This is a genomic window from Arthrobacter sp. Y3221157, from assembly GCF_059089865.1.
In genome coordinates, this window is record NZ_JBNHFD010000025.1 from 19270 (window position 1) to 42336 (window position 23067).

General features: G+C 61.0%; 21 protein-coding genes and 1 pseudogene. 14 read left to right on the forward strand and 8 right to left on the reverse strand.

Going from position 1 to position 23067, the window contains the following annotated elements:
- Positions 1–224 precede the first annotated feature (224 nt).
- The 5 genes from AC5RTT_RS09090 (at position 225) to AC5RTT_RS09110 (ending at position 5564) form a co-directional block, all read left to right on the forward strand.
- A complete protein-coding gene (locus AC5RTT_RS09090) occupies positions 225–1439 on the forward strand; it encodes a putative type IV secretion/conjugal transfer ATPase (RefSeq protein WP_494144915.1) in 1215 nt (404 codons plus the stop codon).
- A gap of 41 nt (positions 1440–1480) precedes the next feature.
- Positions 1481–3259 (forward strand): type IV secretory system conjugative DNA transfer family protein, encoded by a 1779-nt coding sequence (locus tag AC5RTT_RS09095; RefSeq protein ID WP_494144916.1) that lies wholly within the window; start codon positions 1481–1483, stop codon positions 3257–3259.
- Complete coding sequence (locus AC5RTT_RS09100; protein ID WP_066285540.1) at positions 3246–3758, forward strand: hypothetical protein; 513 nt, start codon at positions 3246–3248, stop codon at positions 3756–3758. The genes AC5RTT_RS09095 and AC5RTT_RS09100 overlap by 14 nt, the downstream gene beginning before the upstream one ends.
- A 117-nt stretch (positions 3759–3875) precedes the next feature.
- Complete coding sequence (locus AC5RTT_RS09105; protein ID WP_494144917.1) at positions 3876–5003, forward strand: ArdC-like ssDNA-binding domain-containing protein; 1128 nt, start codon at positions 3876–3878, stop codon at positions 5001–5003.
- Positions 5004–5060: 57 nt separating this feature from the next.
- Positions 5061–5564: a single-stranded DNA-binding protein gene (locus AC5RTT_RS09110; RefSeq protein ID WP_494144918.1), complete on the forward strand. Its 504-nt coding sequence runs from the start codon at positions 5061–5063 to the stop codon at positions 5562–5564.
- A 99-nt stretch (positions 5565–5663) separates the two neighbouring features.
- Here AC5RTT_RS09110 and AC5RTT_RS09115 read toward each other — a convergent pair whose 3' ends face one another.
- From AC5RTT_RS09115 to mobF, 4 genes are all read right to left on the reverse strand, one after another.
- On the reverse strand, positions 5664–5807 hold the full coding sequence (locus AC5RTT_RS09115) for a hypothetical protein (protein ID WP_421093343.1): 144 nt from the start codon (positions 5805–5807) through the stop codon (positions 5664–5666).
- A 95-nt stretch (positions 5808–5902) separates the two neighbouring features.
- Entirely contained in the window at positions 5903–6187 is a 285-nt protein-coding gene (locus AC5RTT_RS09120; RefSeq protein ID WP_494144919.1) for a hypothetical protein, read from the reverse strand.
- Positions 6188–6252: 65 nt separating this feature from the next.
- Entirely contained in the window at positions 6253–6783 is a 531-nt protein-coding gene (locus AC5RTT_RS09125) for a hypothetical protein (protein ID WP_494144920.1), read from the reverse strand.
- 21 nt (positions 6784–6804) lie between these two features.
- Positions 6805–10407: a MobF family relaxase gene (gene mobF, locus AC5RTT_RS09130; RefSeq protein ID WP_494144921.1), complete on the reverse strand. Its 3603-nt coding sequence runs from the start codon at positions 10405–10407 to the stop codon at positions 6805–6807.
- Positions 10408–10490: 83 nt separating this feature from the next.
- Here mobF and AC5RTT_RS09135 point away from each other — a divergent pair, with 83 nt between their 5' ends.
- From AC5RTT_RS09135 to AC5RTT_RS09170, 8 genes are all read left to right on the forward strand, one after another.
- Entirely contained in the window at positions 10491–10814 is a 324-nt protein-coding gene (locus AC5RTT_RS09135) for a hypothetical protein (protein ID WP_494144922.1), read from the forward strand.
- A gap of 1077 nt (positions 10815–11891) precedes the next feature.
- Positions 11892–13187, forward strand: coding sequence for an aminotransferase family protein (locus AC5RTT_RS09140; protein WP_494144923.1), 1296 nt, complete (start codon positions 11892–11894; stop codon positions 13185–13187).
- The gene (locus AC5RTT_RS09145; protein WP_494144924.1) at positions 13184–14674 is read left to right on the forward strand and encodes an NAD-dependent succinate-semialdehyde dehydrogenase; all 1491 of its coding nucleotides are present in this window, start codon (positions 13184–13186) and stop codon (positions 14672–14674) included. The genes AC5RTT_RS09140 and AC5RTT_RS09145 overlap by 4 nt, the downstream gene beginning before the upstream one ends.
- A gap of 17 nt (positions 14675–14691) precedes the next feature.
- Positions 14692–15810, forward strand: coding sequence for an alanine dehydrogenase (gene ald, locus AC5RTT_RS09150; RefSeq protein WP_494144925.1), 1119 nt, complete (start codon positions 14692–14694; stop codon positions 15808–15810).
- An 892-nt stretch (positions 15811–16702) separates the two neighbouring features.
- Positions 16703–17584, forward strand: coding sequence for a LysR family transcriptional regulator (locus AC5RTT_RS09155; RefSeq protein ID WP_494144926.1), 882 nt, complete (start codon positions 16703–16705; stop codon positions 17582–17584).
- Between the two features lie 751 nt (positions 17585–18335).
- Complete coding sequence (locus AC5RTT_RS09160) at positions 18336–18902, forward strand: SDR family NAD(P)-dependent oxidoreductase (RefSeq protein ID WP_494144927.1); 567 nt, start codon at positions 18336–18338, stop codon at positions 18900–18902.
- Between the two features lie 64 nt (positions 18903–18966).
- Positions 18967–19182, forward strand: coding sequence for a hypothetical protein (locus AC5RTT_RS09165; protein ID WP_494144928.1), 216 nt, complete (start codon positions 18967–18969; stop codon positions 19180–19182).
- The gene (locus AC5RTT_RS09170; protein WP_494144929.1) at positions 19179–20000 is read left to right on the forward strand and encodes an LLM class flavin-dependent oxidoreductase; all 822 of its coding nucleotides are present in this window, start codon (positions 19179–19181) and stop codon (positions 19998–20000) included. The genes AC5RTT_RS09165 and AC5RTT_RS09170 overlap by 4 nt, the downstream gene beginning before the upstream one ends.
- Positions 20001–20478: 478 nt before the next feature.
- Here the strand turns inward: AC5RTT_RS09170 and AC5RTT_RS09175 are convergent, their stop codons facing one another.
- The gene (locus AC5RTT_RS09175) at positions 20479–20751 is read right to left on the reverse strand and encodes a substrate-binding domain-containing protein (protein WP_494144930.1); all 273 of its coding nucleotides are present in this window, start codon (positions 20749–20751) and stop codon (positions 20479–20481) included.
- Between the two features lie 327 nt (positions 20752–21078).
- Between AC5RTT_RS09175 and AC5RTT_RS09180 the strand changes: the two are divergent.
- A pseudogene (locus AC5RTT_RS09180) lies at positions 21079–21285 on the forward strand (hypothetical protein); the annotation flags it as partial.
- Here the strand turns inward: AC5RTT_RS09180 and AC5RTT_RS09185 are convergent.
- The 3 genes from AC5RTT_RS09185 to AC5RTT_RS09195 all read right to left on the reverse strand — a co-directional run bounded on the left by AC5RTT_RS09185 (position 21202) and on the right by AC5RTT_RS09195 (position 22899).
- Complete coding sequence (locus AC5RTT_RS09185; protein WP_494144933.1) at positions 21202–21549, reverse strand: hypothetical protein; 348 nt, start codon at positions 21547–21549, stop codon at positions 21202–21204. The pseudogene AC5RTT_RS09180 and the gene AC5RTT_RS09185 overlap by 84 nt on opposite strands.
- A gap of 217 nt (positions 21550–21766) precedes the next feature.
- The gene (locus AC5RTT_RS09190) at positions 21767–21958 is read right to left on the reverse strand and encodes a hypothetical protein (RefSeq protein ID WP_494144934.1); all 192 of its coding nucleotides are present in this window, start codon (positions 21956–21958) and stop codon (positions 21767–21769) included.
- A 410-nt stretch (positions 21959–22368) separates the two neighbouring features.
- Positions 22369–22899 (reverse strand): flavin reductase family protein, encoded by a 531-nt coding sequence (locus AC5RTT_RS09195; protein ID WP_494144931.1) that lies wholly within the window; start codon positions 22897–22899, stop codon positions 22369–22371.
- Positions 22900–23067 lie beyond the last annotated feature (168 nt).

The window sequence follows — 23067 nt, forward strand, 5'->3', positions numbered from 1 at the left end:
AGGCATTGAAAAGCTTCGAGTATCTGCCGTCGGGAAAGAACCGAGCGGAACGGAAAGCGCGACGGCGGCCAACGCCGCCCGCTGAAGGGTGGGCGACTGCATTGGTAGGGGACAAGCGGCGCGACCTCCATGGGGTGCGCTTCGCGGGTGACTGGGGGAGCAACGAGCCGAACTCCCTGCGTGGTCCTCATCGGCTGCGGCCCGCGCCCCACCGTGCATCGACTATGACGTTTGCGGCCGCCTACCCGTTCCTTACGGAGTCGGGGCTGGGGCACGAGGGAACCTACATCGGTACCGATGTGTTCGGGTCCGGGGCTTTCTCGTATGACCCTTGGATCCTTTATGACAAGGGGATCATCAGCGGCCCTTCCATTGTTGTTATTGGGACAGTTGGCACCGGCAAGTCCATGTGTGGCAATTCGCTCGTGACGCGGTCCATCACCCTAGGGCGAAAGGCGGCCGTCGCGTCTGATCCCAAGGGGGAGTGGGTTGCTGTAGCGGAGGCTGTTGGCGGCAAGGTCATTTCCATTGGCCCGGGCCGACCCGCGAGGGTGAATCCCCTCGACGCCGGTCCCCGCTCCACTGCCCTTACCGAGGCGCAGTGGCAAGCGGTAGTGAGGCAACGGCGTCGGTATCTCCTTGGGGCCTTGGTCTCGCTCATGCGGCAGGGCACGCCCCTTCGCCCCGTGGAGCACACCGCCTTGGACATCGCCCTCATGGAAACCATGGCCGAGAACTCAAACCCGACGCTGCCTATGGTGCTGGACCACCTCCTCAAGCCGTCGAAGGAAATGACGGCCTTGGTCGGTTCAGATGGAGCAACCGCCGTGAGCCATTCACTGAGGCGTACCGTGTCAGGTGACCTCGAAGGGATGTTCGATGCGCCATCCACGGTGGCCTTCGACGCTGACGCCCCGATGATGGTGATGGATACCTCGGCGCTGATCGGGGCGTCGGATCAGGCCCTCTCGCTAGCCGCGGCCTGCGGCGCCACGTGGCTGGAAGCCGCCATCACCAATCCCGACGGCGGGAAGCGGCTTGTGGTGTACGACGGGGGGTGGCGGATGCTCGCAGATCCGTACATGTTGGCAAAGATGAGCGAGCAGTGGCGGCTCGCCAGAACCTACGGCATCGCAAACCTGCTCATCATGCACAAGGTCGCTGACCTCAACGAGATCGGCGACAGCACCAGCGGACACCGGCAGAAAGCTTTGGGTCTGCTGACCGAGGCTGACACCAGGATCATTTACCGTCAGAAGCATGACGCGATGCGCATGACCAAGGAAGCGCTCGGCCTGACCGAAGCTGAGTGCGAGCATGTGGAGAACCTTCCGAAGGGCGTCGGGCTCTGGAAGGTGGGGAACCGCTCCTTCATCGTGGCAAACCGCGTGACCACGGACGAGCTTGCCGTGTTCGGCACGGATGACAGGATGCTGTGAGGAGGCTGGGCAGCTCGCGGGCTGCAAGCGACAACCCCCTGGTGACCGCTGGCCTCATTGGTGCGGCGGCCTATGTCTGCCTGTGCGCTGTCGTCCAGGCTGCCGGGCACGTGGTGGTCTCCTGGCGGTGCGGCACGGCACTGCCGTCGCCCTTCAACCCGGCGGCCGCCGTCGGACTTCTCGCCAACCGCATGGACTGGATAGTGGCGCCACGCTCCGGTTGTGTGATTGATACGGACACTGTCTGGTGGGTCCTGGTCCCGGCGCTGCTTCTGGTGGGTGCGCTCGCCGCTGGTGCCCTTGTCTCGTGGCGGCGGTGGAAGCAGTCCGGCGGCTGGCTGCGGCAGGACATCCTGAACCGCGACGGCGTTGCCCGCCGTGCCGAGATTCTTCACGACTTCGGGGCGAGGGCTGTGCGGAAACGGGGGAAGTTCACCCGACCCGGACTTGTGAACCCTACTGTGCAGGACGTGTCGTGGACGCTGGGCCGCTCCCGCGGCGTCACCGTTCATGTCTCTACGGAGGAGTCGATGGTGATCCAGGGTGCGCCTCGATCCGGCAAGGGCTTGTACGTCGTCATCAACGCCATTCTTGATGCGCCGGGGGCAGTCGTCACAACATCCACGCGTGCGGACAACCTGGTGGTGACGATGAAGGCACGGGCCTCCGGTGGGCGACCGGTGACAGTCTTTGACCCGCAGGGCATGTCGGGGATCCCGTCATCGTTGCGCTGGTCGCCGGTACGCGGATGTGAGGACCCGGACATCGCTACCCGGCGCGCGCTGGTCATCACGGCGGACACCGAGATGAAGGGCGAGAACGCTGCGTGGCAAAAGCGCTCGCTGATAGTTCTTCAGTGCCTGCTCCATGCTGCGGCGCTGTGTGGCGAGGGAGTGACAGCTTTCCGACGCTGGTCTTCCAGTCCGGTACTGGCGCGCGAAGCTCTCGAGGTGCTGGGCCAGCCGGGGGCGGCGCTGGGTTGGCAGGCCGACCTGATGGGCATCCTGGAGGACGACCCGCGGAATACGTCGAACTCGTGGATTGGGGTTTCGGCTGCGGTGGCACCTCTGTCCTCGCCAAAGGTGCTGGCCGCGCTGAATCCGCAGGACGCGTCTGAAGAGTTAGATCCGAAAGCCTTCATCCGGGAGCGGGGAACCCTGTACCTGATTGGCACTCGGGCTGGAGCCGCTGCCGCAGGGCCGTACTTGTCCGCTCTGATCGACGACATCGATAACGCAGCGCGGGAGATGGCCTTCGTATCGCCAGGAGGACGGCTGGAGCCACCTCTTTCCTTGATCCTGGACGAGATCGCCAACCTCGCCCCTTGGCCCGGGCTGCCTGTGGCGCTGTCCGACGGCGGCGGTATCGGGATCTCAACGCTCGTCGTTTTGCAGTCGTTGTCCCAGGCCCGATCAGGCTGGTCCATCGATGAGGCATCGACCATCTGGGACTCGGCGATCATCAAAGTGATCTTTGGCGGTGGATCCGACGAGAGAGACCTGCGCTCGCTTGCGGGTTTGCTGGGGGAGAGGAGCCTCACCCTCACCACGCGGTCCTGGTCTTCCGCTGGCAGGCAGGACGGGGAGCAGATACGCGAAAGTCCTGTGATTGCTCTGGACGAGATTCGACGCCTGCCCGCAGGCACCGCGCTCATGCTCGGGCGGCGGACTCGACCGATCCTGCTCGACCTACTCGAGTGGCACAGGCGTAAGGACGCCGGGGAGCTGCGCCGCTTGAAGGCGGAGATGGAGCGCATCTTGGCCGACGGGCACAGGGAGCGTCAGCAAAAGACAGAAGGGGCGCCGGATGCGCAGCCATGACGAGACCGAGGAGTTCGATGTCCCGTCTGCTGGTTCCTTCGGGGACGACGAGATCACTGCGCAGTTGTTTCGATCCGCTTTTGGTGCTTCAGCGGCTTCGAAGAGCGTGACCCGCCGTTGGCGGGAAATGACTCCGGAGCAGTCCCAGGAGGTCTGGGGTGCCCTTTTCTCATGGGTGCGATGGCTTGTCGCGACCTATCAGCTGACGACGTCGGTCATTCCTGACTGCTGGTGGCGCCACCCCGAGATTGTGGCTGAGTTGTATGCGCTTCACCGCGCTGAGCTTGCCTCCTACACTCAAGATGACCCGGGCTTCGGCCCGCTTGCCTTTCACGAAAGGCTCCCGCACGCCGTCGAACGCTTGCGGATGCACACCAGGACCGCCGGGTGTGTAGGGCTGCAGGCGCACAAGGAGCCTGCGCCCCGAATCCTGTCTGGTGATGACCCTGACTTTGTTGAGTGGCGGAAGGCTGCTCATCAACTGGTTGCTGACTTCTGAGTCATGTCGCTCTTGAGGTGCTTAACCATGAACGGGTGTCTGCGCAGCGATGCTGCGGTCCAAGAAGCATGAAGGGTGGCTGTCGTGGCCGCTACACCTGAAGTTCCACCTAGCATTTTGCCTGACCAGAACTCTCCGGGAGCCAGCGTCGGCGCTCGCCGCAAGGTGCCCGAGGAACGAATCGCCTCATTGATGGATGGCCTGCACTCGATCCTGGAGGAGGCGGTCGAGTCACCTTCACATTGGCAGGTTCTGCTCGACGCCTCAGCCAATTTGTGGCGGTACTCCGGCGGCAACGTCGCCTTGCTCATGATGCAGATGGCGCAGCGGGGTACGGACGAGCCGACGCTCGTCGCAGGGTACAAGGAATGGGAACGACACGGCCGCACTGTCCTTCGGGGCGAGCATGCCCTGTGGGTTATTGCTCCTCGGACTGCCCGTGTGCAGCAGATGCTGCTGCCCGACGGTACGCGCCAGCGCATTCCTCTGGGCGACAAACTTCCCAAGGGTGCTATCGACGAGGGGAAGAAAACCCTCATCACGGGTTGGCGCGGACAGGCAGTCTTCGACGTTTCGCAGACCCAGGGGGCTCCGCTGCTGGTTCCCCGGCTGAGTGATGCCCCGGCCTTCGACGCGCCGCACCTATGGGAGTCGCTGGCTCGTGTTGCCCGCACGCATGGCTTCTCGATCGAGGTCGCCGATGCGCAGTTCGGGCTGACGAGCGGTTTCACCGACTTCGCGCAGCATGAGATTCAAGTAGGGGGCTGGCTGAATGCGGAGGAGCGGGTCGCCGTCCTGGCGCACGAGCTCGGTCATGTTTTGCTGCATGGGCCGGATGACAAGGTGGGAAAGCTGTACGGGAGCAGTGTGGACCACCGCGGCCTCGCCGAAGTCGAGGCCGAGTCTGTGGCGTACACGATCCTCAAGGCTCATGGCATCGACCGGGGTCCGCAGTCTGCAAGCTACCTGGCCGGCTGGGCTGATGCAGTGATTGAAGCGGAGCACTCAACCGCTGTGAACAACTCGTCTGCGAAGCAACCCGCCTCGCGGGTGGATATTGCGAAGTCAGTTTTAGGCCGCGTCACGGCGGCAAGCAAGGACATCCTCGAATCCACGAATCCGCCGGGTTTTGGCGGGAAGGTTCCCACTGCTGAAGTCTCGCCCCGGGTCCAGGGCCAGGACTCGTACGTTGGCCTGCAGCAGCCCGGCGGACCATCCCGAGGGTTGGAGATTTCCGGCCCGTAGGGCGACCGCGAAGTGTTGGACGGGAGAGACCCGTCTGCGAAAGAAAGGGCAGAAGATATGAGTACCAAGATTCCGGTCAACATTGCCGGAAACCTCGTCGCGGACCCTGAGCTCACCTACGGTGAGTCCGGGGTAGCGCATACCAAACTGCGCGTAGCGGTGAACCAGCGGATTCAGGGAGCAGACGGAAGCTGGCACGACGGAGACCCGGTCTTCCACAACGTCTCCGCGTTCCGGGCGCTCGCAGAGAACGCTTCGAACTCCCTCAAGAAGGGGGACCCGGTAACAGTGTCGGGTGAACTCGAGTTCCGCGCGTTCGAAAAGGATGGTGAGCGGCGGGAAGCCCGTCGGATTGTTGCTGAAACGATCGGGCCTGACCTTCGGTTCGGCACGGCTACGTATCAGCGCTCTCCGCGGGCGGCAGCCGGTCCGGACGCTGCTGTCGAGGCGGGTCTTCAAGCGGCACCCGAAGCTGCCCAGCCTGCTTACAGCATCGCTACGAAAGGGCCGGTGGCCGCGCCCCCTTTAGGCGGGCCGGCGCGGGCTGACATAAGCATGTAGCAGACTGCTGCGGGCAGTGTGATGGCCTGATCCTCACTGGACCAGGCCATCACCTTGTCAACGCTCCACATGTACGCTCAGACGCTTTCGGCCGCCGCTTCAAGACAGTCGGCGGAATTGTCCAGGCTTCACCTGCACCAGGATCGGCAGCGCGAGCTGGACCGGTGCTGCGCCGACCGGCTTGTCGAGAAGATCGTTGATCGATGTCTGTCCTCTCAGCTCCCCTGAGGGATCTCTTTCCATGCCCACGACCCTAGGCACGACCGCGAGCCTTGCGTTTCTTCGACACGCGCGGCGCTACCCGATGATTACCTGAGCGTCGCCGGGATGGCTGCCAACTAGAGCGCACTACTGCCCTTCCACTCATCAGGCTTGACACGCCTGATGCTCGAGGAATGCGCCCAACCCATGTGGTATTTGCCGGAAGTATCCAGCCACTCGATGAGGCCGTACTTCTGGGTCCACCCGACGGCTTTGCCGTAAATTCCACTGACGTACACGAGCGGACGCCCATATTTCGGGAAATCCCGGATGGGTGCCGGGTCGTCTATTGGCCGGCTTGCTTCGGCGTCCAGACGCATCATCATTCGCTCGACATCTTCAGGGGAGCCGGACTTGATCATGAAGCTATTTTAGAACATATGTTCGAATGTGTGTATCGCCGGAGCGTCCTAACAGGAGATGCCGCTTAGGGGTGCCGGCCCTCAGCGGGTGCCCAAGCTAGGCAGTCGGCGGCTCGAATGAAGTACGTCTCTGGCCACGGTGTGCTGGGCATTACCTGGGCGGGGTCGGGGGCGATGAGCAGGACGGATCCTGGCCATAGTGGTTCGGGTAGTGCCTCTATCCAAGCACGCTGTACGTGGTTGAAGCGGTTCCACATGATGGTGACCCACGCGCCGGTGGGTTGCACCGCGTCGACGCTGAGGAGGGTCACCTCTGTCGTGGTCCCGCTGGCCAGCTGAGCGTTGTCAAAGGATCGCCATCTGTTTGCTGCGTTGGCCAGCCAGGTCCGCCGCCGGACGGATCTTTTCCCCCATAACAGCGCCACCACTAGAACACTTGCCAGCAAAAAGCTGCCAACGATGACCTTCATGACGAGAGGAAGTTCCGTGGCGGCCAAGGCTATGAAAGAGAGGGCAAAGACTATGAAGACAACCGCGGTGGCTAACACTAGTCCGGTTGTCGCTACCTTGGGTCTTACCGCCGGATTGACGACCATTCGCATTACCTCCTTACCAGATTAGAGCTGCCAGCCGGCACTTGTAAGGACGACTTGCTGAGAAAGGGCTGAATCCACAGGTGAGTCATCTAGCTGAGCGGCGCCACGGCGACGAGCATTGTTGATTGCTGCATTGATTCGTTCACGCTGGCCCCGTTGCTCCCATTCGTAATCCGCCGGAGACGGGCCCAGGGGGAGGGGAGAGTCCGGCAGCGCCCACCTGTCGCGAAAGACGGCAACGTCACGGACCAGCTGCCAGGTTTGCCCGCTGGTGCTATCTCCGACGACTTCGAGCAAAGCACGTTTCCACTCAGGATCGGCTGTCAGCGCTGCCATGCTCACGGTCTCCGTCCTTTGGGAGATACGTTCCCTGACCTGCTGAATCATCGCCGCTAAGTCAGGGCGCCGAATGGTGAGCTTTTCAACCAGAGGTTCCTCAACCGCCGTCGTCCTTCCTTTCATGAACCGGCGAAAGCGCATGCTGAGGACAGCGCAGCGATCATTGGCACTGCTAGTTTCCTGGCAGAACTGGCTCAGCATGCGTTCGGTACGCTGCCGGCTGACGGCTGTGGCTTTCCGCCAGGCCGCGACAGCTGCGCCCCACGACGGAGATTGTTCGAATTTCGGCGAGGCGCCAGGGACATTTTCGTCCAGCCACTGTTTCAGATCCAGCCCTGCCGCGATCTGCGCGAGATAGTCATACTCCGCGTAAAGCCGCTCAAGGCTGTCCGCCTTCCTCCGCTCCGCGTCGCGCATCTCGTGGGCGGTCCGCTCAGCGCCTTCCGCAGCGAGTACCTCGCCGAGGATGCCCTGCCATGAGAGCTGCAGTGATGGATCGACTGCCGGATGGTCGGCGTCGTCACCTTCGCTGACGTAGGCAAAGTTGCCGGAACGGCCACGCGTCATGCTCACATACAGCAGCTCGCGAGTGAGCCGGCCCTGTGTGACTACCGTGTGGCCGGTGTCCACGGTAATGCCCTGGGAACGGTGGGCTGTTGTTGCGTAGCCAAGCTCCACGGATGACTCCAGATACGCCCGGGGGAGTAAGACGCTCGCGCCTGTGTCCCGCCGCCGCGCGAGCAGGGAACCGTCACGCCGACTGATGCCTTCGACGTCGAATAGCGTTCCGTTCCTCACGAAATTACCGTCACTGTCCACTAGCTTTCGGTTATTTCCGCGGGCGATGACCGTGTCACCGGAACCCGCTCGTAGGCCATCGCTGAGCAGCACCGTCTGATCGGGATCAACTTCACCCCGTGCCACTCGGTCCGCCTGCGCCCGTTCGTTGAGCATGCCAACCGTTTCATTGTCGGCGGCGATGAGCATGGAGGACTTTCCTGCCCGGGTATCTGCCTGCCACGCGAGGTATGCCGTGTCAGCCATATCCAGGTAGCTGCCGTGCCGGATCCTTCCATGGTGTGCGTAGTCGGCGATGGCTGAGTACTCACCCTTCCGGAGCTTGAGCGACGACGCACGCTCCCACTCCTCATGGAATCTCCAGATCGTGCTCAGCCGTGTTGCCTTCCCTTGCCGGTCCAGCCAGCCAAGTACACCGCCGGCGTCGATGGCGTCCAGCTGTCCCGGGTCGCCGACCAGGAGGATCTTTGCGCTGGCTTCCTGCGCCTGCTGGACGAGAGCCGCCAGTTGGAAAGTCGAGACCATCGAAGCCTCATCGATGATGACCAGCTGGTTCGTATGGAAGCACCAGCTTTGCTGGGTGGCAGCGAGCCGCGCAGCCTCCTGCGCTAGCTTGATGCCCCGGCGCTCGCCGACGGGAGCCGTGGTCAGTTGCGCCTGCACATCGAAGAAGCGCCAGGCCCTTGAACTAGCCCCCTGGCCGGCCGACTCGTGCAGCCACTTCGTGACGTTCTCCGTTGCCATAGCGAGTTCGTGGCCCAGCACTTCGGCGCTGGCAGCTGCCGGGGCGAGTCCTACAACGCTGCCGGCGCCGTACTCCGCTTCCCATACTGCCTTCACTGCACTCAACGTTGTCGTCTTTCCCGTGCCCGCTGGCCCCACGATGGCGTCGAGCCGGTTGCCGCTCAGGACTATGTCGGCAACCGCGGCACGCTGGTCGGAGTGAAGCACTCGGCTCTCCGGCTGTTGGACTCGGTCAAGCAGATCCATGATGACGTCGGCGCGGACTGCCGGGCCGCCGTCGTCGTTCCTTGCTGCCATGACCGCGTCCTCACAGGCGAGCGTGGACGTATCGGTGTAGAGGCGCGATCCGTGAAAGTCGAAGACGCTTCGTGGTCCATGCCGGACGTCTGCCGCGGCGTCGGCAGAGACGGTGTAGCGGTAATCATTCAGAGGCACGGACTGCTGTTCGGCTCCGGTGGCGACGGCATCCATGAGCGTGCTCCTGTCCACCGCCGTCCGGCAACGCACCTGGGCGCAGACGCGTTCCGCTTCCGCAAGGAGATTCCAGCGGTTCCAGGTTGAGCGTTTGTGAGCGACCCGCTCACGTGTCAGAGTTGCCAAGGCGCAGATCCAGTCAGAGGTGAAGTCAGGGAAGCCAAATGGGGCAATTCTGGAGCGGTTGATCGTTGCCGCGATAACGTCGTTCGGTGGGAATCCTTTGGCGGTGGCGCGTGCCTTCCATTCTCTCGATAGCTCGTGCAGGGGCGTGGGGAGCTCGGACTTGGGGACGCGTGTGGCCAGGGTCGCTTGCTGCCGCAGCTTGATGATGGTTGCTGTGCTTGGCGGGTGGCCGTGTTCCGTTGTCCACTCCGCGACGAGGCGGTCTGTTTCCACGTTGATCAGCCGGGACCGGTTCGAGAACTCGCGGATGAAGTCCTCGTCGATCCCGGTGAGCTGCTGGCTGGGATTGCCCGTATTGACAACGGGGACGCGGATGTCCGTGTCGCTGCCAAGGCGGCAGTGAAGGGCGTCGAATAAGAGACCGTTGTAGTGTTCGCTGGCAGCAACGGCGGCCTTGTAGAGCGTGCGGGAATCGATGGTAACCCAGGCGCCGTCGGTGATGCGCTGAAGGCGGTTGGCGATAACCAGGTGCGTGTGAAGTTGCGGGTCGCCGGTGCGGGATTCCCAGTGGTCGAAGGCGGCGGCGATGGCGCCCCTTGTGCCGACGTGGGCGACGCCGTTTCGTCCGGCGCGGGTGTGGATGACCTGCTCTTCCAACCAGGCAAGTGTTGCCTCCACTGCATGGTGATGGGTGCGCAGGATTTGCTCTTGCATGCTGCGAGGGCTGAGCGCCCAAAGGACTGACACTGACTTCGGCACGCTGAAGGTCAGGTCGAAGCCAACGACGGCGTGCCTCACCCTTGGTGGGCCGGTTTTGTTTTCGACGGCGGTGGGTTGGCTGTGCGGGCGGCCCAGGGGCGTGTTGGTGTCAGGATGTACGGCTAAGTCGAACACTGCTTTCGCGTCTGTTTCTGTGACGACGTCGCCGGCAACTCTGTTGATGCCTGGTAGTCCGCTGCCGATCCACCGGCCTTCCGGCGTCCCGGCCTTCATGTAGTAGGTGGTGGCGTCCGGGGGAGTAGTGGTGAGGTCATCCATCATCGTGGTCTTGAACAGATAGCGCAGACCTGATTGTGCCGAGAGGCGCGCGATGGACATCGTCATGGCCGCGCCGCTCTTGCCTGGCGCTTGGATGGATGCCATCCGCGGCGGTTCAGGATGTCCAGCGTTGCGGGGTCCAGGGCGACACCTTTTGCGTTCGCAAGCGAGACCAACCATGCTGCGAGATGCGCGAGGTCCTGCACGTTGGTTCTCTGGGCGCGCTTCAGCCGGGCTACTTCAAGCTGGAGGACATTGTTGCTCCGACGCTGCTCGGAGTTCTCGGCCTCAAGCCGGTCAATCTCACAGGACTGGGAGCGGAGCTTGGACTGAAGAATCTCGACACGGCGCTGATAGATCCTTGTCCTAGTTGCCAGCTGGCGCTGCAAAGCCTTCAACTCGTCCTGGGGAACTGGGGCGCCGGCGTCAGCCTCGTCAGCCTCTACCGGCAGCGCAGGACGATGGGCAGTTCGACGCATCCGGTCCCGCTTCCTGTTGCCGCAGCGGATTGAACAGAAGCGCTGACTCTTGCGGGAAGGCTCGAAGCTGCCCGCGCACTCTTCGCAAATCTTGACGGTCACGAACGTTCATAAGATCGAGGTCCGGTTTCGACATGACCAGACGTGAGCTGTCCTCACGCTGATGACCTTGAATGCCAGAGGTGTGGGCAGTTGATTCGAGTTGGGCGGGTAGGACAGGAACGACACGTAAGGGCACTGATCACTACTCTTGCGTGCGTGCTGAAGGTTCTTGCCTTCTGAGGCAACTGCGGTGCGGCGAAAGTGCAGCGGGCCGGTGCACTTGTCAGGCAAGTCGCTCAATCGACCGGTTGTCAGGTGCGCATGCGACTATTCTGTTCAGGCCCATGAGAGTGTCAGTGAGCAGCGTTCCATTGCATTTTGGTAAGTAGGGGACTCGCGGCCATGGCGACAAGGGACGCGTGGAAAGCTATGCCGGCTGTAGACATAGCTTCCCGGTCGTCGGCCAGCCTGGCCTTATCCATTTCCCCCACGCCTTCCAGAAGTCCCCGTCCTGAGTGCATAAAATCTATGGCGAGAAGGACGCCCGCTGCGGTTTTCTCGATGGCGGTGCCCGCTTGTAGATGTCAGCAGGCCTCAGGTCATGCGCTGGATGGCTTCACGTACTGGCCCCTGCTGACACCACGCTTGCCCATCATGTCCATCTCAACCAGTTGCGCTCCGGGCTGCATTGAACCTTGGGGCAGAGGGTGTGTGCCGGGCGCGGAGCCCATGCCCAACTCCTCTCAGTCGCTCAAATTTTTCGTGAATGTGCAAATGCGATTTCGGCGCTGGCAATCTGCTCGTCCCTCCACGCGCGCGGCTGTCCTCCTAGCCGTCGACCTACCTGGAGCAAGGCAACGCCCCCGTATTCGTGCAACCAGCCGGTGACGTCGGTTCCCCAGAGGCGCTCCCAAGGAAACAACCTGTAAGTCTTTCAAACAGGTTACTGTTAGAAACGTTCGCTTTTCATGAAGACTGCGGGTACATAAGCTGGGTTTATCAAACCGCCGTGAGGTGCAGAGCACCTTGAATGGACTCAACCTCCCTTAGTTCGTAAGGAGCGAAATCATGACGCTCACCAGCTCGTCGGCAAGCTTCGCGCCGTCAATTCTCGATGGACCTGCACTATGGCCTGCTCAGGCCCACAACCCAACTGTTCTCGGTCGGCAGTTGGTCATTAATCGGGGCGAAGGCTCCTACGTTTACACGACCGAGGGCCAGCGGCTTTTCGATGGAACAGCAGGACTCTGGCATGCCAACGTTGGCCACTCGCACCCTGAACTCGCCCAGGCGGCTTTTGAGCAGATGAAACGCTTGGAGACGTACCACATCTTCGCCCGCTTCACGAATGACAGGGCGATGACACTGGGTGAACGGCTGGCTGCCCTGGCGCCCATCGAGCGGGCGAAGGTCATTCTCAATTCAGGTGGGTCTGACGCAGTTGACGTGGCTTGCAAGTTGGCAAGGCGTCACTGGCAGCGTGAAGGCCGTTCGACGAAGAAAATCATCCTGAGCCGGGAGTTTGCGTATCACGGCCTCCACGCCTATGGCACCAGCATCGCCGGACTGGAGTTCAACCGTGAGGGCTACGGGACTGAATCCCTGGTTCCTGAGACAGCTCGGTTCCCACTGCACGACGCAGAAGAAGTTGCCCGAGTTGTGGCCGAAATCGGCGCCGAGAACATCGCGGCGGTTATCACCGAGCCGATCCAGGGAACGGGTGGGGTTAACCCACCCGCGCCAGGATACCTGGAAGCACTCCAGAAGATCTGCCGTGAGAACGACATCTTGTTGGTTCTTGATGAAGTCATCACTGGGTTCGGCCGCACGGGGACCATGTTCGCTGCTGAGCGCTACGGTGTTGAACCGGATCTAGTGACTTTTGCCAAGGGCATCACCTCGGGGTACGCCCCGCTGGGTGGAGTTCTCGTGGCCCCGCGTATCTGGGAGCCATTCTACGTTGACTCCCCTCAAACGCCGATTTTCCGTCACGGAGCTACGTACGCGGGCCACGCAACGGCTGCGGCAGTTGCGTTGGCGCACCTGGATATCCTGGAACGGGACAATCTGATCCCGCGCGTTAAAGAACTCGAAGTTCTCTTGGACTCCTCGCTCAAATCCTTGGCGAAGCGGCAAAGCGCCGTGGTGGATGTACGCGTGGCAGGACTTTTGGGCGGTGTTTCGCTGGCAAACGACCTTTCTGCTGAAAAGATCGCCGACGACCTCATTGAACTAGGATTCATCTCCCGCCCATTGCGGGGCAACACTTTGCAGATCAGCCCTCCGTTCATCATCAGCAATGACGAGTTGACCTCCTTTGTCAGCGCTATCGAGGAAGCTATCTACGCGGCGGTGACCCGATGAACTTTCTCGCAACGGCCGGCCTTCCGGAACTGATCGCGCCCGACGCGCAGGCATCAGCCAAGGCCGATGCGGTCATTGCTGATCTTCACCTGCCCGCCGAGGGCATCGCTGTGCATGATCCGGCCACAGGTGAATTTCTGGGTAATGTTCCGGACGCGGACGTTACCGCCGCACTGGAGGCCGTTCGAATTGCAGATGATGCCGGCACTGCTTGGGCCAGGACGACACCGCGGCAGCGGGCAGACGTGCTGCTTTCCTGGTGGAAACTCATGGTGGAGCATACCGAGGAGCTCGCCCACCTCATCACCCGTGAAATGGGCAAGCCCTTGAGCGAAGCACGGGGCGAGGTTAAGTACGGTACTGATTTTGTTCGTTGGTATGCCGAGGAAGCCGTCAGAACCGAGGGCTCATTCCGGGAAGCACCCGATGGCGGATCCCGCTTCTTTGTGCGCCGGGCCCCGGTGGGCCTCGCCGTTTTGATCACACCATGGAACTTTCCGCTGGCCATGGCCACACGCAAGATCGCGCCGGCACTTGCTGCAGGTTGCGGCGCTGTTATAAAGCCCGCAACGCTCACCCCACTGACGACTATCTACGCGGTGAAGCTCGCCATCGAAGCCGGGGTTCCGGAGGGACTTCTCCAGGTCATTACGACATCCAAGTCAGGGGACTTCAGTAATGCGGTACTCCGAGACCCGAGGATCCGGAAGATCTCATTCACCGGTTCCACGGGCGTCGGGCAACAACTGCTGAAAATTGCCGGTGAGGGGGTGCTGCGCACATCCATGGAGCTCGGTGGCAACGCCCCACTCATCGTGTTCAACGATGCTGATTTTGAACGTGCTGTCGAGGGAACATATGCAGCGAAAATGCGGAATGGAGGACAGTCATGCATTGCCGCCAACCGCATTTACGTCCAGGATGGCATAGCCGATGCTTTCGTCGAGGCGTTGACCGAACGTTTGGCTGCCGCTCCCGTGGGAAACGGTTTCGGCCACGGCACAGTTCTTGGGGCACTCATTGATGACCGCGCGGTGAACCAGATGCTCGCCTTCACTGAAGACGCAATATCCAATGGAGCTGAACTGCGCACGGGCGGTACTGCATACAACACCGTCGGGCACTTCTTCGCACCGACCCTTCTCGACCGCGTCCCGGCTGAGGCGAAGATCGCCAACAGTGAGATCTTCGGTCCAATCGCTGCTGTCCAACGCTTTTCAACAGAAGCAGAAGCCATCTCGCGTGCCAACGACACAGAATTCGGTCTCGCCGGATATGTCTTCACAGAAAACCTCGATCGAGCCTTCAACGTCGCGGACCGCCTGGAAACCGGAATCGTCGGCATTAATCAAGGCGTCCCCTCCAACGCCACCGCCCCCTTCGGAGGCGTCAAGCAATCCGGGGTAGGACGAGAAGGAAGCGCAGAAGGTCTGGAGGAGTACCAGAACATCCGCTTCTACAACGTCGCCCGCCGCGAGACCCACTAAGCAACAGGAAAAACAACATGCGAATTTCAGTAGTAAAAGAAATCAAGCCCCAGGAAGCCCGGGTCGGCTTGACCCCCGCCGGAGCGGCTGACCTTGTCCGCCGTGGACACACCGTCTATGTGGAGACCGGAGCAGGTATTGCAGCAGGGTACCCTGACGAACAGTACGTCATCGCAGGCGCCCAGCTCACCACTCAAGCCGGAGCTTGGGATAACGCCGAGCTCTTGGTCAAAGTCAAGGAACCAATTAGGTCCGAGTACAAGTTCCTGCGCGACGACCTGACTCTCTTCACCTACCTGCATCTGGCAGCCGACCGTCCTCTGACAGAGGCATTGCTGGAAGCAAGCACCTTGGGTATTGCCTACGAGACTGTACAGGACGAAACTGGCCTGCCGCTGCTGGCCCCCATGAGTGAAATCGCCGGCCGCTTGGCGGCGCACGCAGCCGCCTCTCACTTGGGTCGGCATGGTGAAGGACCTGGAAAGTTGCTCGGCGGTTCTCCTGGAGTCGCTCCCTGCCGCGTCCTTGTCATCGGCGGCGGCGCGGTTGGCACCCAGGCGGCCCTGCTCGCTCTGGGCATGCAAGCGGAAGTGACCGTTCTTGACATGTCGGGAACCCGTATCCGTCAGCTTGACGCTTTGTTCGGCGGCCGGGCACGGGTCTTGATGTCCAACGCAGCAACGGTCGACGCCGAACTCCGGCAGGCTGACGTAGTCATTGGCGCGGTCCTCGTACCCGGGCGTGCAGCACCAAAGGTCGTGACACGAGAGCAGTTGAGTATCTTGAAGCCCGACGCGCTCCTGATCGACGTGGCTATCGATCAGGGCGGCGCATTCGAAACGTCACGCCCAACAACGTATGAGTCACCCATCATCGTTGTGGACGGCATCCGGCACTATTGTGTCGCCAATATGCCAGGCGACGTGCCCCACACCTCCACGCTTGCCCTGACGAATGCTACAGCTGCATACATCCGGCAAATTGCCGACCTTGGTGTGGAGAAGGCTCTCGCGGCAAGCCCCGCCCTGGCGCGTGGTGTCAACACCCGCGATGGTCGTATTGAGTACGCCGGTGTCGCTGAAGCTTTCCCGGACCTGCCTCAGCTTGTCAACGCTACGGAAGCTGTCTCTGCCTAGGCCAGAAACGACATTCCCTGAATCAGGAAGTGATACGGACACGGAGTTCCCGGCTCCATGTCAATACTTGATTGTGAACGGCTGTTTAACCGGGCAAGTAAAGTCGCGGGCACCAAGAAGCCTCCCTGTTTCATAAGGAGACTTCGTTGGAGGCAGTACCATTGGTGCTGCCTCCAACCACCGCGCATGGTCGAAGCGCTCATGGCCACCGTCACGAGCCATCGGGGGCCACGTTGGTTGTGCTCCAGGTTCCACGCCACCTTAATTGCCAGGAACGAATGCTGACGCTTGGGCCAGACTTGACGGGTAAGGCTGCACCCCCGCGAATTGAGGTCGGAGACAGTTTCGTCGATGTCGCCACACCCAGGCCCCCGTAGCCGGAAGAAGAAAGCAATCATGTTCAGAACTAGCGGAGTCGTTTCAAGCAAGTCAAAAAAAGCCTTCGCAAAGCCAGGAGCGTATAGCGTGGCCTGAGATCACCGCGGGGGATTCGGTGGAAGTCATTACCCGAGGACGAATCGTCTCAAACCCGTCGCCTGCATCATGCCGGACGGGTTCATATGTTGGTTGTGGCGTAGCGACGGCTCCGTAAAGATGACCGTATGGGAAGTCGATCGACCCGCTGACTATATCCGGATTTGCAGTCACTCCGACTCATCACCAAGAGGATGATCCTCGCTCAAGTTCAGCCATCGGGCCCATCATGCGTGTTACGAAAGTGACATGATTCCCGGCCAAAAACGACTCGCTTTTCGGCTCCACCGTGGAAGCGGCAGACAGAACGATCCGGGAAGCACCTTCCTCTGCTTTCAACCAGGTTGGACTAGCCCATATAGACGCTCATCTTCCGCGCAATTCCCATGGAGCTGTGTGCAAAGAATAGAGTCATTCTATGCTCGATCTTCATCGCCTTGTCCTTCTCAGGGAACTGAAACTCCGCGGAAGCATGAGTGCCGCTGGCAAGGAGTTGTCCTATAGTCATTCGGCTATTTCCCAGCAGCTGTCGCTTCTGGAAAAGGAATGCGGTGTGCCTTTACTTGAACGTGTTGGGCGCAACGTTCAGCTGACAGCCGCGGGGGAGGAGCTTGTCCGAAACACCGAATCAATTTTGGCGGCCGTTGAAAGGGCCGAGGCCGACTTGGAATCGTTCCATGGTCGGCCGCACGGTACGGTGCGGGTAGCTGCCTTCGCTACTATCAGTCGCACAATCCTGCCTGAAGCACTGGCCACTTTGGCTGAAAGTTATCCTGACCTCGACGTTAGGTTGCAACTCGCAGATCCGGAAACGGCAGCAGTCCGGCTGACGTCGCGACAAGTAGATGTTGTTCTCACAGATGCCTATCCGGGAACGAAGGAGGTGGCCTCGAACGGAGTGCACGTAACCACCTTGGGACAGGACGCAGTACGCGGTTACCTCCCGCGCCCCGATGTTGATGCAAACCTGGATACAGTCCGCACCATCCCATGGGTGATGGAGCCACCTACTACAGCCTCGACGCAGTGGGCTCTTCGGGTTTGCCGCGAACGCGGCTTCGAACCGGTTGTGGCACACGAATCCACAGACCTTCTTTTCCACCTGCGTCTGGTCGAAAAAGGTATAGCTGCCGCTTTCTTGCCGGACATGGTCCTACGGGAATCGGGAAGCAAACTGCAGCCCAGTTCGTGGCTGCCGACCGATCAGCACCGGAACATCCACTTTCTCGTACGTGACGGCTCTCAGTCCCGGCCTGCGATTGTAGCCATTCGAGATGTTGTTCGGGCAGCATTCGACTAGCTCGGACAACATCCGCCGCAGCAGCACGGCGAGGCTCCTTGAACAGTGCGCGCACGCCTCCTGGATCACCATCGCAAAGACGCCTGACAGGACGGTCCCGTGCTGCCCGTTCGTCCCTGCCTCGTTGAGGTCCGGTCCGGCCCCTCCAAAAGCTGCCAGACAAATTTTGATAAGGGATCGGGCCTCCTGAGCTCGATCCCTCACCCGTCCCCGGCGCCATAATCTGCATAAAGAAGCAACCGCTCAGGTCGGAGTTGTTCCCCCTCCAAACGGCCTTTGCCGCTCACTCAGGAAGAGTACCTCACCTCGGCGGGACATAGACCGCTGCCACTTGACAGAGTGATCTGTGTCATGGATAAGTCTAATAATATCCTGGGCGGTTGATCAGGTTATGGATGGTTCAAACCGACAAAGGTCAGTCCACCAGCGGTGCTTGAGCCTCAGATGCACACGATCACCAGAGTCTCGGCGAGTCTTCGAACGAACACAAAAGCGTCCCTGCTCGTCACGCACCCACCGGTAATAAGTCCCCGCCTAGAGCTTCGTGGACCAAAAACAACAGGGAGGAAAACCCTCACATGACCACGACACCTACAGTCGTAGTAACCGGCGCAGCGAACGGAATGGGAGCCGCGACGGCCGAGTTGCTTGTCAAGGACGGCTACACCGTCGTCGGCTTGGATCTGGAGCCAATTTCAGTTGAAGGCGTGCACGGCTACCGATTCGATGTAACTGACATCGATGGCCACAAGTGCTTCTTGATGAGATTGAAGAAAAGCACGGAAACATCGAGGGGCTCGCCAATGTTGCCGGCGCCTATAGCTATACGGCTGTTGCTGACCTGACCGTGGAAATGTTCCGCAAGCAGCTTGCTGTGTTCCTTGAGGGTGCCGTCTTCTTGGCACGTGAAGCTGGTCTGCGCATGGCGGCCAGGGGGGGGGCGGGACGCATTGTGAATGTCAGCTCCACTGCTGCCTTCCAGGCGATGCCCAACTCCTTCGCTTACACGGCGGGCAAGGGCGGACTGGACGCCGCAACCCGTGCCCTCGCTTTGGATCTCGCGTCAAGCAACGTATTGGTCAATATTGTTGCTCCAGGCTTCGTCAAGACACGGATGTCCAATGACCCGGAGACTGGCATCAACGAAGCCGACACCGACTACTTCCAGTCGCTGGTGGAAAATCGCCACCTCCCGATCAGCCGGACATCGGCTCCTGAAGAAATCGCCGGCCCCATCGTCTTCCTTCTCTCGGACCGAAACACCTACATCAGCGGGGCAACCCTCGTCGTTGATGGTGGCCTCACCACCGCTCTCTAACCTGCAACCACAGAACTCTTTGCCACAGGGCGCATGCCCTATCTCTTCTAGAAGGATTTTGGATATGACTAAGACCATTGATGCCGGTGTGTTCATCCCGGTTGGGAAGAACGGCTGGATCCACTCGGTCAATACCCCTGAAACGCCGGGCACGTTCGAGCACGTGCTCAAGGTCGTCCAGGGCGCCGAGGACCTCGGGTTCGATTTGTGCTCAGCCCCGCCATCTGGCGCGGCCGGATGGGCCCGTCCGAGCACTGGATGGTCTCCCTTGAGTCCATGACCACCACCGCGGCGCTGCTGCAGGCCACCAGTCGGGTCAACGTGTTCGGCACCATCCACATGACCGTCTACCCGCCGGCAGTCATCGCCAAGATGATCTCCACCCTGGACCAGATCGGACCGGGCCGGGTAGGCCTGAACCTCGTTACCGGCTCCAGCTACCTGGACCTGCACCACGTCGGTCTCTGGGACGACACCATGGACCACGACGGCCGGTACGACATGGCCGATGAATGGGTCCAGCTCGCCAAGCGGTACTGGACCGAGAAGGTCATCGACCACCACGGCAAGTACTTCGAAGCCAACGAAGCAACCATGGGGCCAAAGCCCTCGAAGCTGCCGCCACTGGTCAACGCCGGAGCTTCCCCCCGGGGCCTGAAGTTCGCAGCCGAAAACTGCAACATCGCCTTCATCATGGCCAGCGACAACGAAAAGTCCTTCCAGACCGGCCGCCAGGTCAAGCAAATCGCCCGCGAAGCCGGCGACCCGGACCTGAAGACCTACGGCCTGATCACCGTCATCCCCGCGACACCGACGAAGAAGCGCAGGCCCGCATGGACCACTTCAACGCCGGCATTGACAAGGAAGCTCTGGCCGACATCGCTGCCGGCTACGAACAGAACAAGAGCTACAAGGAACTCAGCGACTCCTCCAAATCCCTCATCGGCGGAGACAAGCAGCAAAGCAGCGTCATGCCCGGAGAGCTCGTTGGATCCTACGAAACCCTCGCCCGGCGACTGGCCACCACCGTCCTGGAAAGCGAACTCGACGGCATCTTGCTCGTCGTCCCCGACTACATCGAGGACCTCGCAGCCGTAGCCCAGAAAACACTGCCCCTCATGGCCAAAATACGGCGTCGAATGCCACATCGGCACCAACACCCCCGCCCCAGCCTAAAGTGTGCATTACGGCGGTGTCCCTGCGTGCGATAGCTGCAGGGGCGCCGCCGTTGTTGCGTCCGGAGCTTTCAATCCCCCGGCTGGCATTTACTCCAGATCCCGTACCGATGTCGCCTCTATGAGGAACGAGGAGGCTTTCAAGGATCCCGAATGGTACTTTCATGGCGTGTCGGAATTAGCGTACGTGGCATTACGGTGTAGATAACGGGCCCAGATAGATGTTGACCTGTAAACGTCACGCGGGTGGGGAAGCCCAGGCGAGGAAGCATCTCGCGCTTCTTCGGGTAGGCGACGTTCAATCAAATCACTGGGTGCCGGTCCCAATCGGCAGGGCGGTAATCCAGGAACCGTCTCAATGCGGCATCGTCGAACCCCGGGGCGCCAGGCTTCTACTAAATTCATAGGAGGTACGGGGAAGGTCTTCTCCGCTGATTAGACGAAACAGCAACTCCACGGCCAGTCGGTCCCATTGCCTCATCCGGCTGTTGCACGGCGGTCGACTGCGGGTCGATTAGGACCGCAGCCTTCTCATCATCAAAACCAACTGGTGCAACGTCCTCAGGCACCTGTAAGCCACGCATCCTGAGGGTTCGCAAAGCAGGTGGCGCCATCACGTCGGCCAGGCAGACGATGTCATCCAGATCGTCCCGGCTGTCGACGTGGGCATCCAATTCCGTAAGTCCTTCGCGCGACTCTTCGAAAGCGTCCCGGCAGTGGAGGTTCCTCTTCTCTTGGAAGGGAAGCCTCGCCCCTTTAGAGCATCACGATATCCGGCGATCCTCTCGGGGAGGACGTGCCCTTCGCCACTCTCCGCGAGACCAGACGACGGCGCGGCGGTGAGGACCATGATCGCGCGGCAGCCTTGCTCAATCATGTGTCGGACTGCCAGACGCGCCCCTTCGCGATTGTCTGCAGAGATGGTGGGAAACCGGAGAAGAGTACTTGTGTCGCGTACACAATATTCGCGCCCTCAGGCGTCAGGGCGATCGCGGCGGTCGATGGCGTCCACATCACCGTTGCTGTCCAAAACAGTGGCGAACGGGCAGGCCGGGAGGTCATCCAGGTTCGTGTCGGAGTTTCTGGTTCGCGAGTGCAGCGGGCTCCGCAAGAACGTGAGGGCTTCACTCCCGTCGATCTTGAACCCGGAGAGCCAGACAGTCGTAATTCATGTGAGCAGAGAGGATCCGGCTTATTATGCCCGCGTCGGACGCTGGGTCGTCGAAGACGCGGTCTATTGGTTTATGGTCGGGTCCTCCAGCCGCGACGTGCGTGGCGGAACCCGCATCCAGATTCAGGAGGAAGACATCCAACTCCGTTACACACTGGGCTCCATCGTCGGCGAACTGCTTCAGCACCCGAACGTCGCCGCCTCCCTCTCGCGGATTCTTACGGAGCTCATGAGCGACGGCAACGCTCGCCCAGATGCCACGCCGGCCGACGTGGATGAGATGGTGGGCGTCGTGTCCCATTGGACGGTTGATCAACTCCCCGGACGTCCCACCTACACGCGAAGAGGCACAGCGTCTTGTTTCGCGAGCGAACAATTGCGTCGAAACCATCGCCTGACCGTAGGCGATTGGATAAGGAAGCAGCCACGGCCGCTTCACCTTCGGATGCAGCACACGCAGTCGAAAATGCTGACTCCCGCGAAGCGGCTACGACACGGCCGAAGGCTGTGGTGGGGTGTTAGTGCCGTGCTGCGGGTACGGGCAGTTCGGGCTGCCTGTTGGTGGGCTCTGTGGGGCTTGCCTGGTCATCGAGGTAGAGACCTTCCCAAGCGAAGCAGCAAAGGTCTGCGTTTTCAACGGCCGGGGAAATGTGGCGTGGGTGCCTTAAAGGGGTGAAGCGGGGCTTGGTGCTCCAGGAAAACAGCGTCATTGCTTTTCCTTTCTCAGAAGGATGCGTTGTGGAACGATGCGGGAAACTGATGCTGGCAGCTGCGAGATACGTCAGTGTCAGGGACGAGGAGGAAGTTCAGAGCCTGTGCCACCAGTCCGTGACTGATGCGCGTGTCCCGGGCGATCTGGGTCCGGTTCGAAGGGCCCAGGATGCGCAGATACCGGAGGATTTCCAGCCGGACCTCTTGGCCGAAGGCAGCGCGTGCGGCGTCGAGATCGGCGCGTCCATGTGGCGTCTCATCTGTCAGTTGCGGACAGGGGAGAGTAGATGCAGAAACCAAGGGGTGCTCCTGGAGGTATAAGGCGACCGGGTCAACCTGTATTTAGAGGTTGACGTTTGGCGCCTGCAAAGCAGGCGCCAAACCGGGTTCTTCCGACCTTCTCAGATGTTCAGTCGGTGGTGGGGAGGAGGTGGCGGTATTGGCCTTTGAAGTAGAGCAGGGGGTGGCCGGTGTGCCATTCCGGGGTGCTCATTTCGTTGACGCGGCCGATGACGATGTAGTGGTCCCCGGCTTCGTATTCGGCGAAGATGTCGCAGTCGAGCCACATGAGGGTGTCTGCGATCACGGGGTTCTGGTTCCGGGTGGGGTTCCAGTCGATGCCGGCCCATTTGTCGGTGCCTTTGCGGGCGAACTGGTTGGAGATTTCGTGCTGGGCGTGTGAGAGGACGTTCACGGAGAATTTCCCGGTTTCGCGGATCCGCGGGTAGGTCGTGGAGTTCAGCATGACGCTGAAGGACACCAGGGGAGGCTCGGTTGAGACGCTGTAAAACGACTGGCAGGTGAACCCGATGGGTTCGTCCCCGGCAAGCCCGGCGATGATGGTGATGCCGGAGGCGTAGTGGCCGAGTGTGTTCCGGAAGGACCGGGGGTCGATTTGGTCGCCGGTGACGATGTCCTGGATGTTCTGTACGGTTTGCATTGGTGTGTCTCCTAGTTGTGAGGGATCAACACGGTTAAGCGGAAGGGATGCTGACGCGCAGGGCGGTGGCGACGTTGCCGAGCCGGGCCAGGTTCGCGGCGTATTCGTCGGCGGCGTTCTGGACGACCTCGTCGAGGTGGTCCATCTGGCCGGTGACGAAGTAGAACC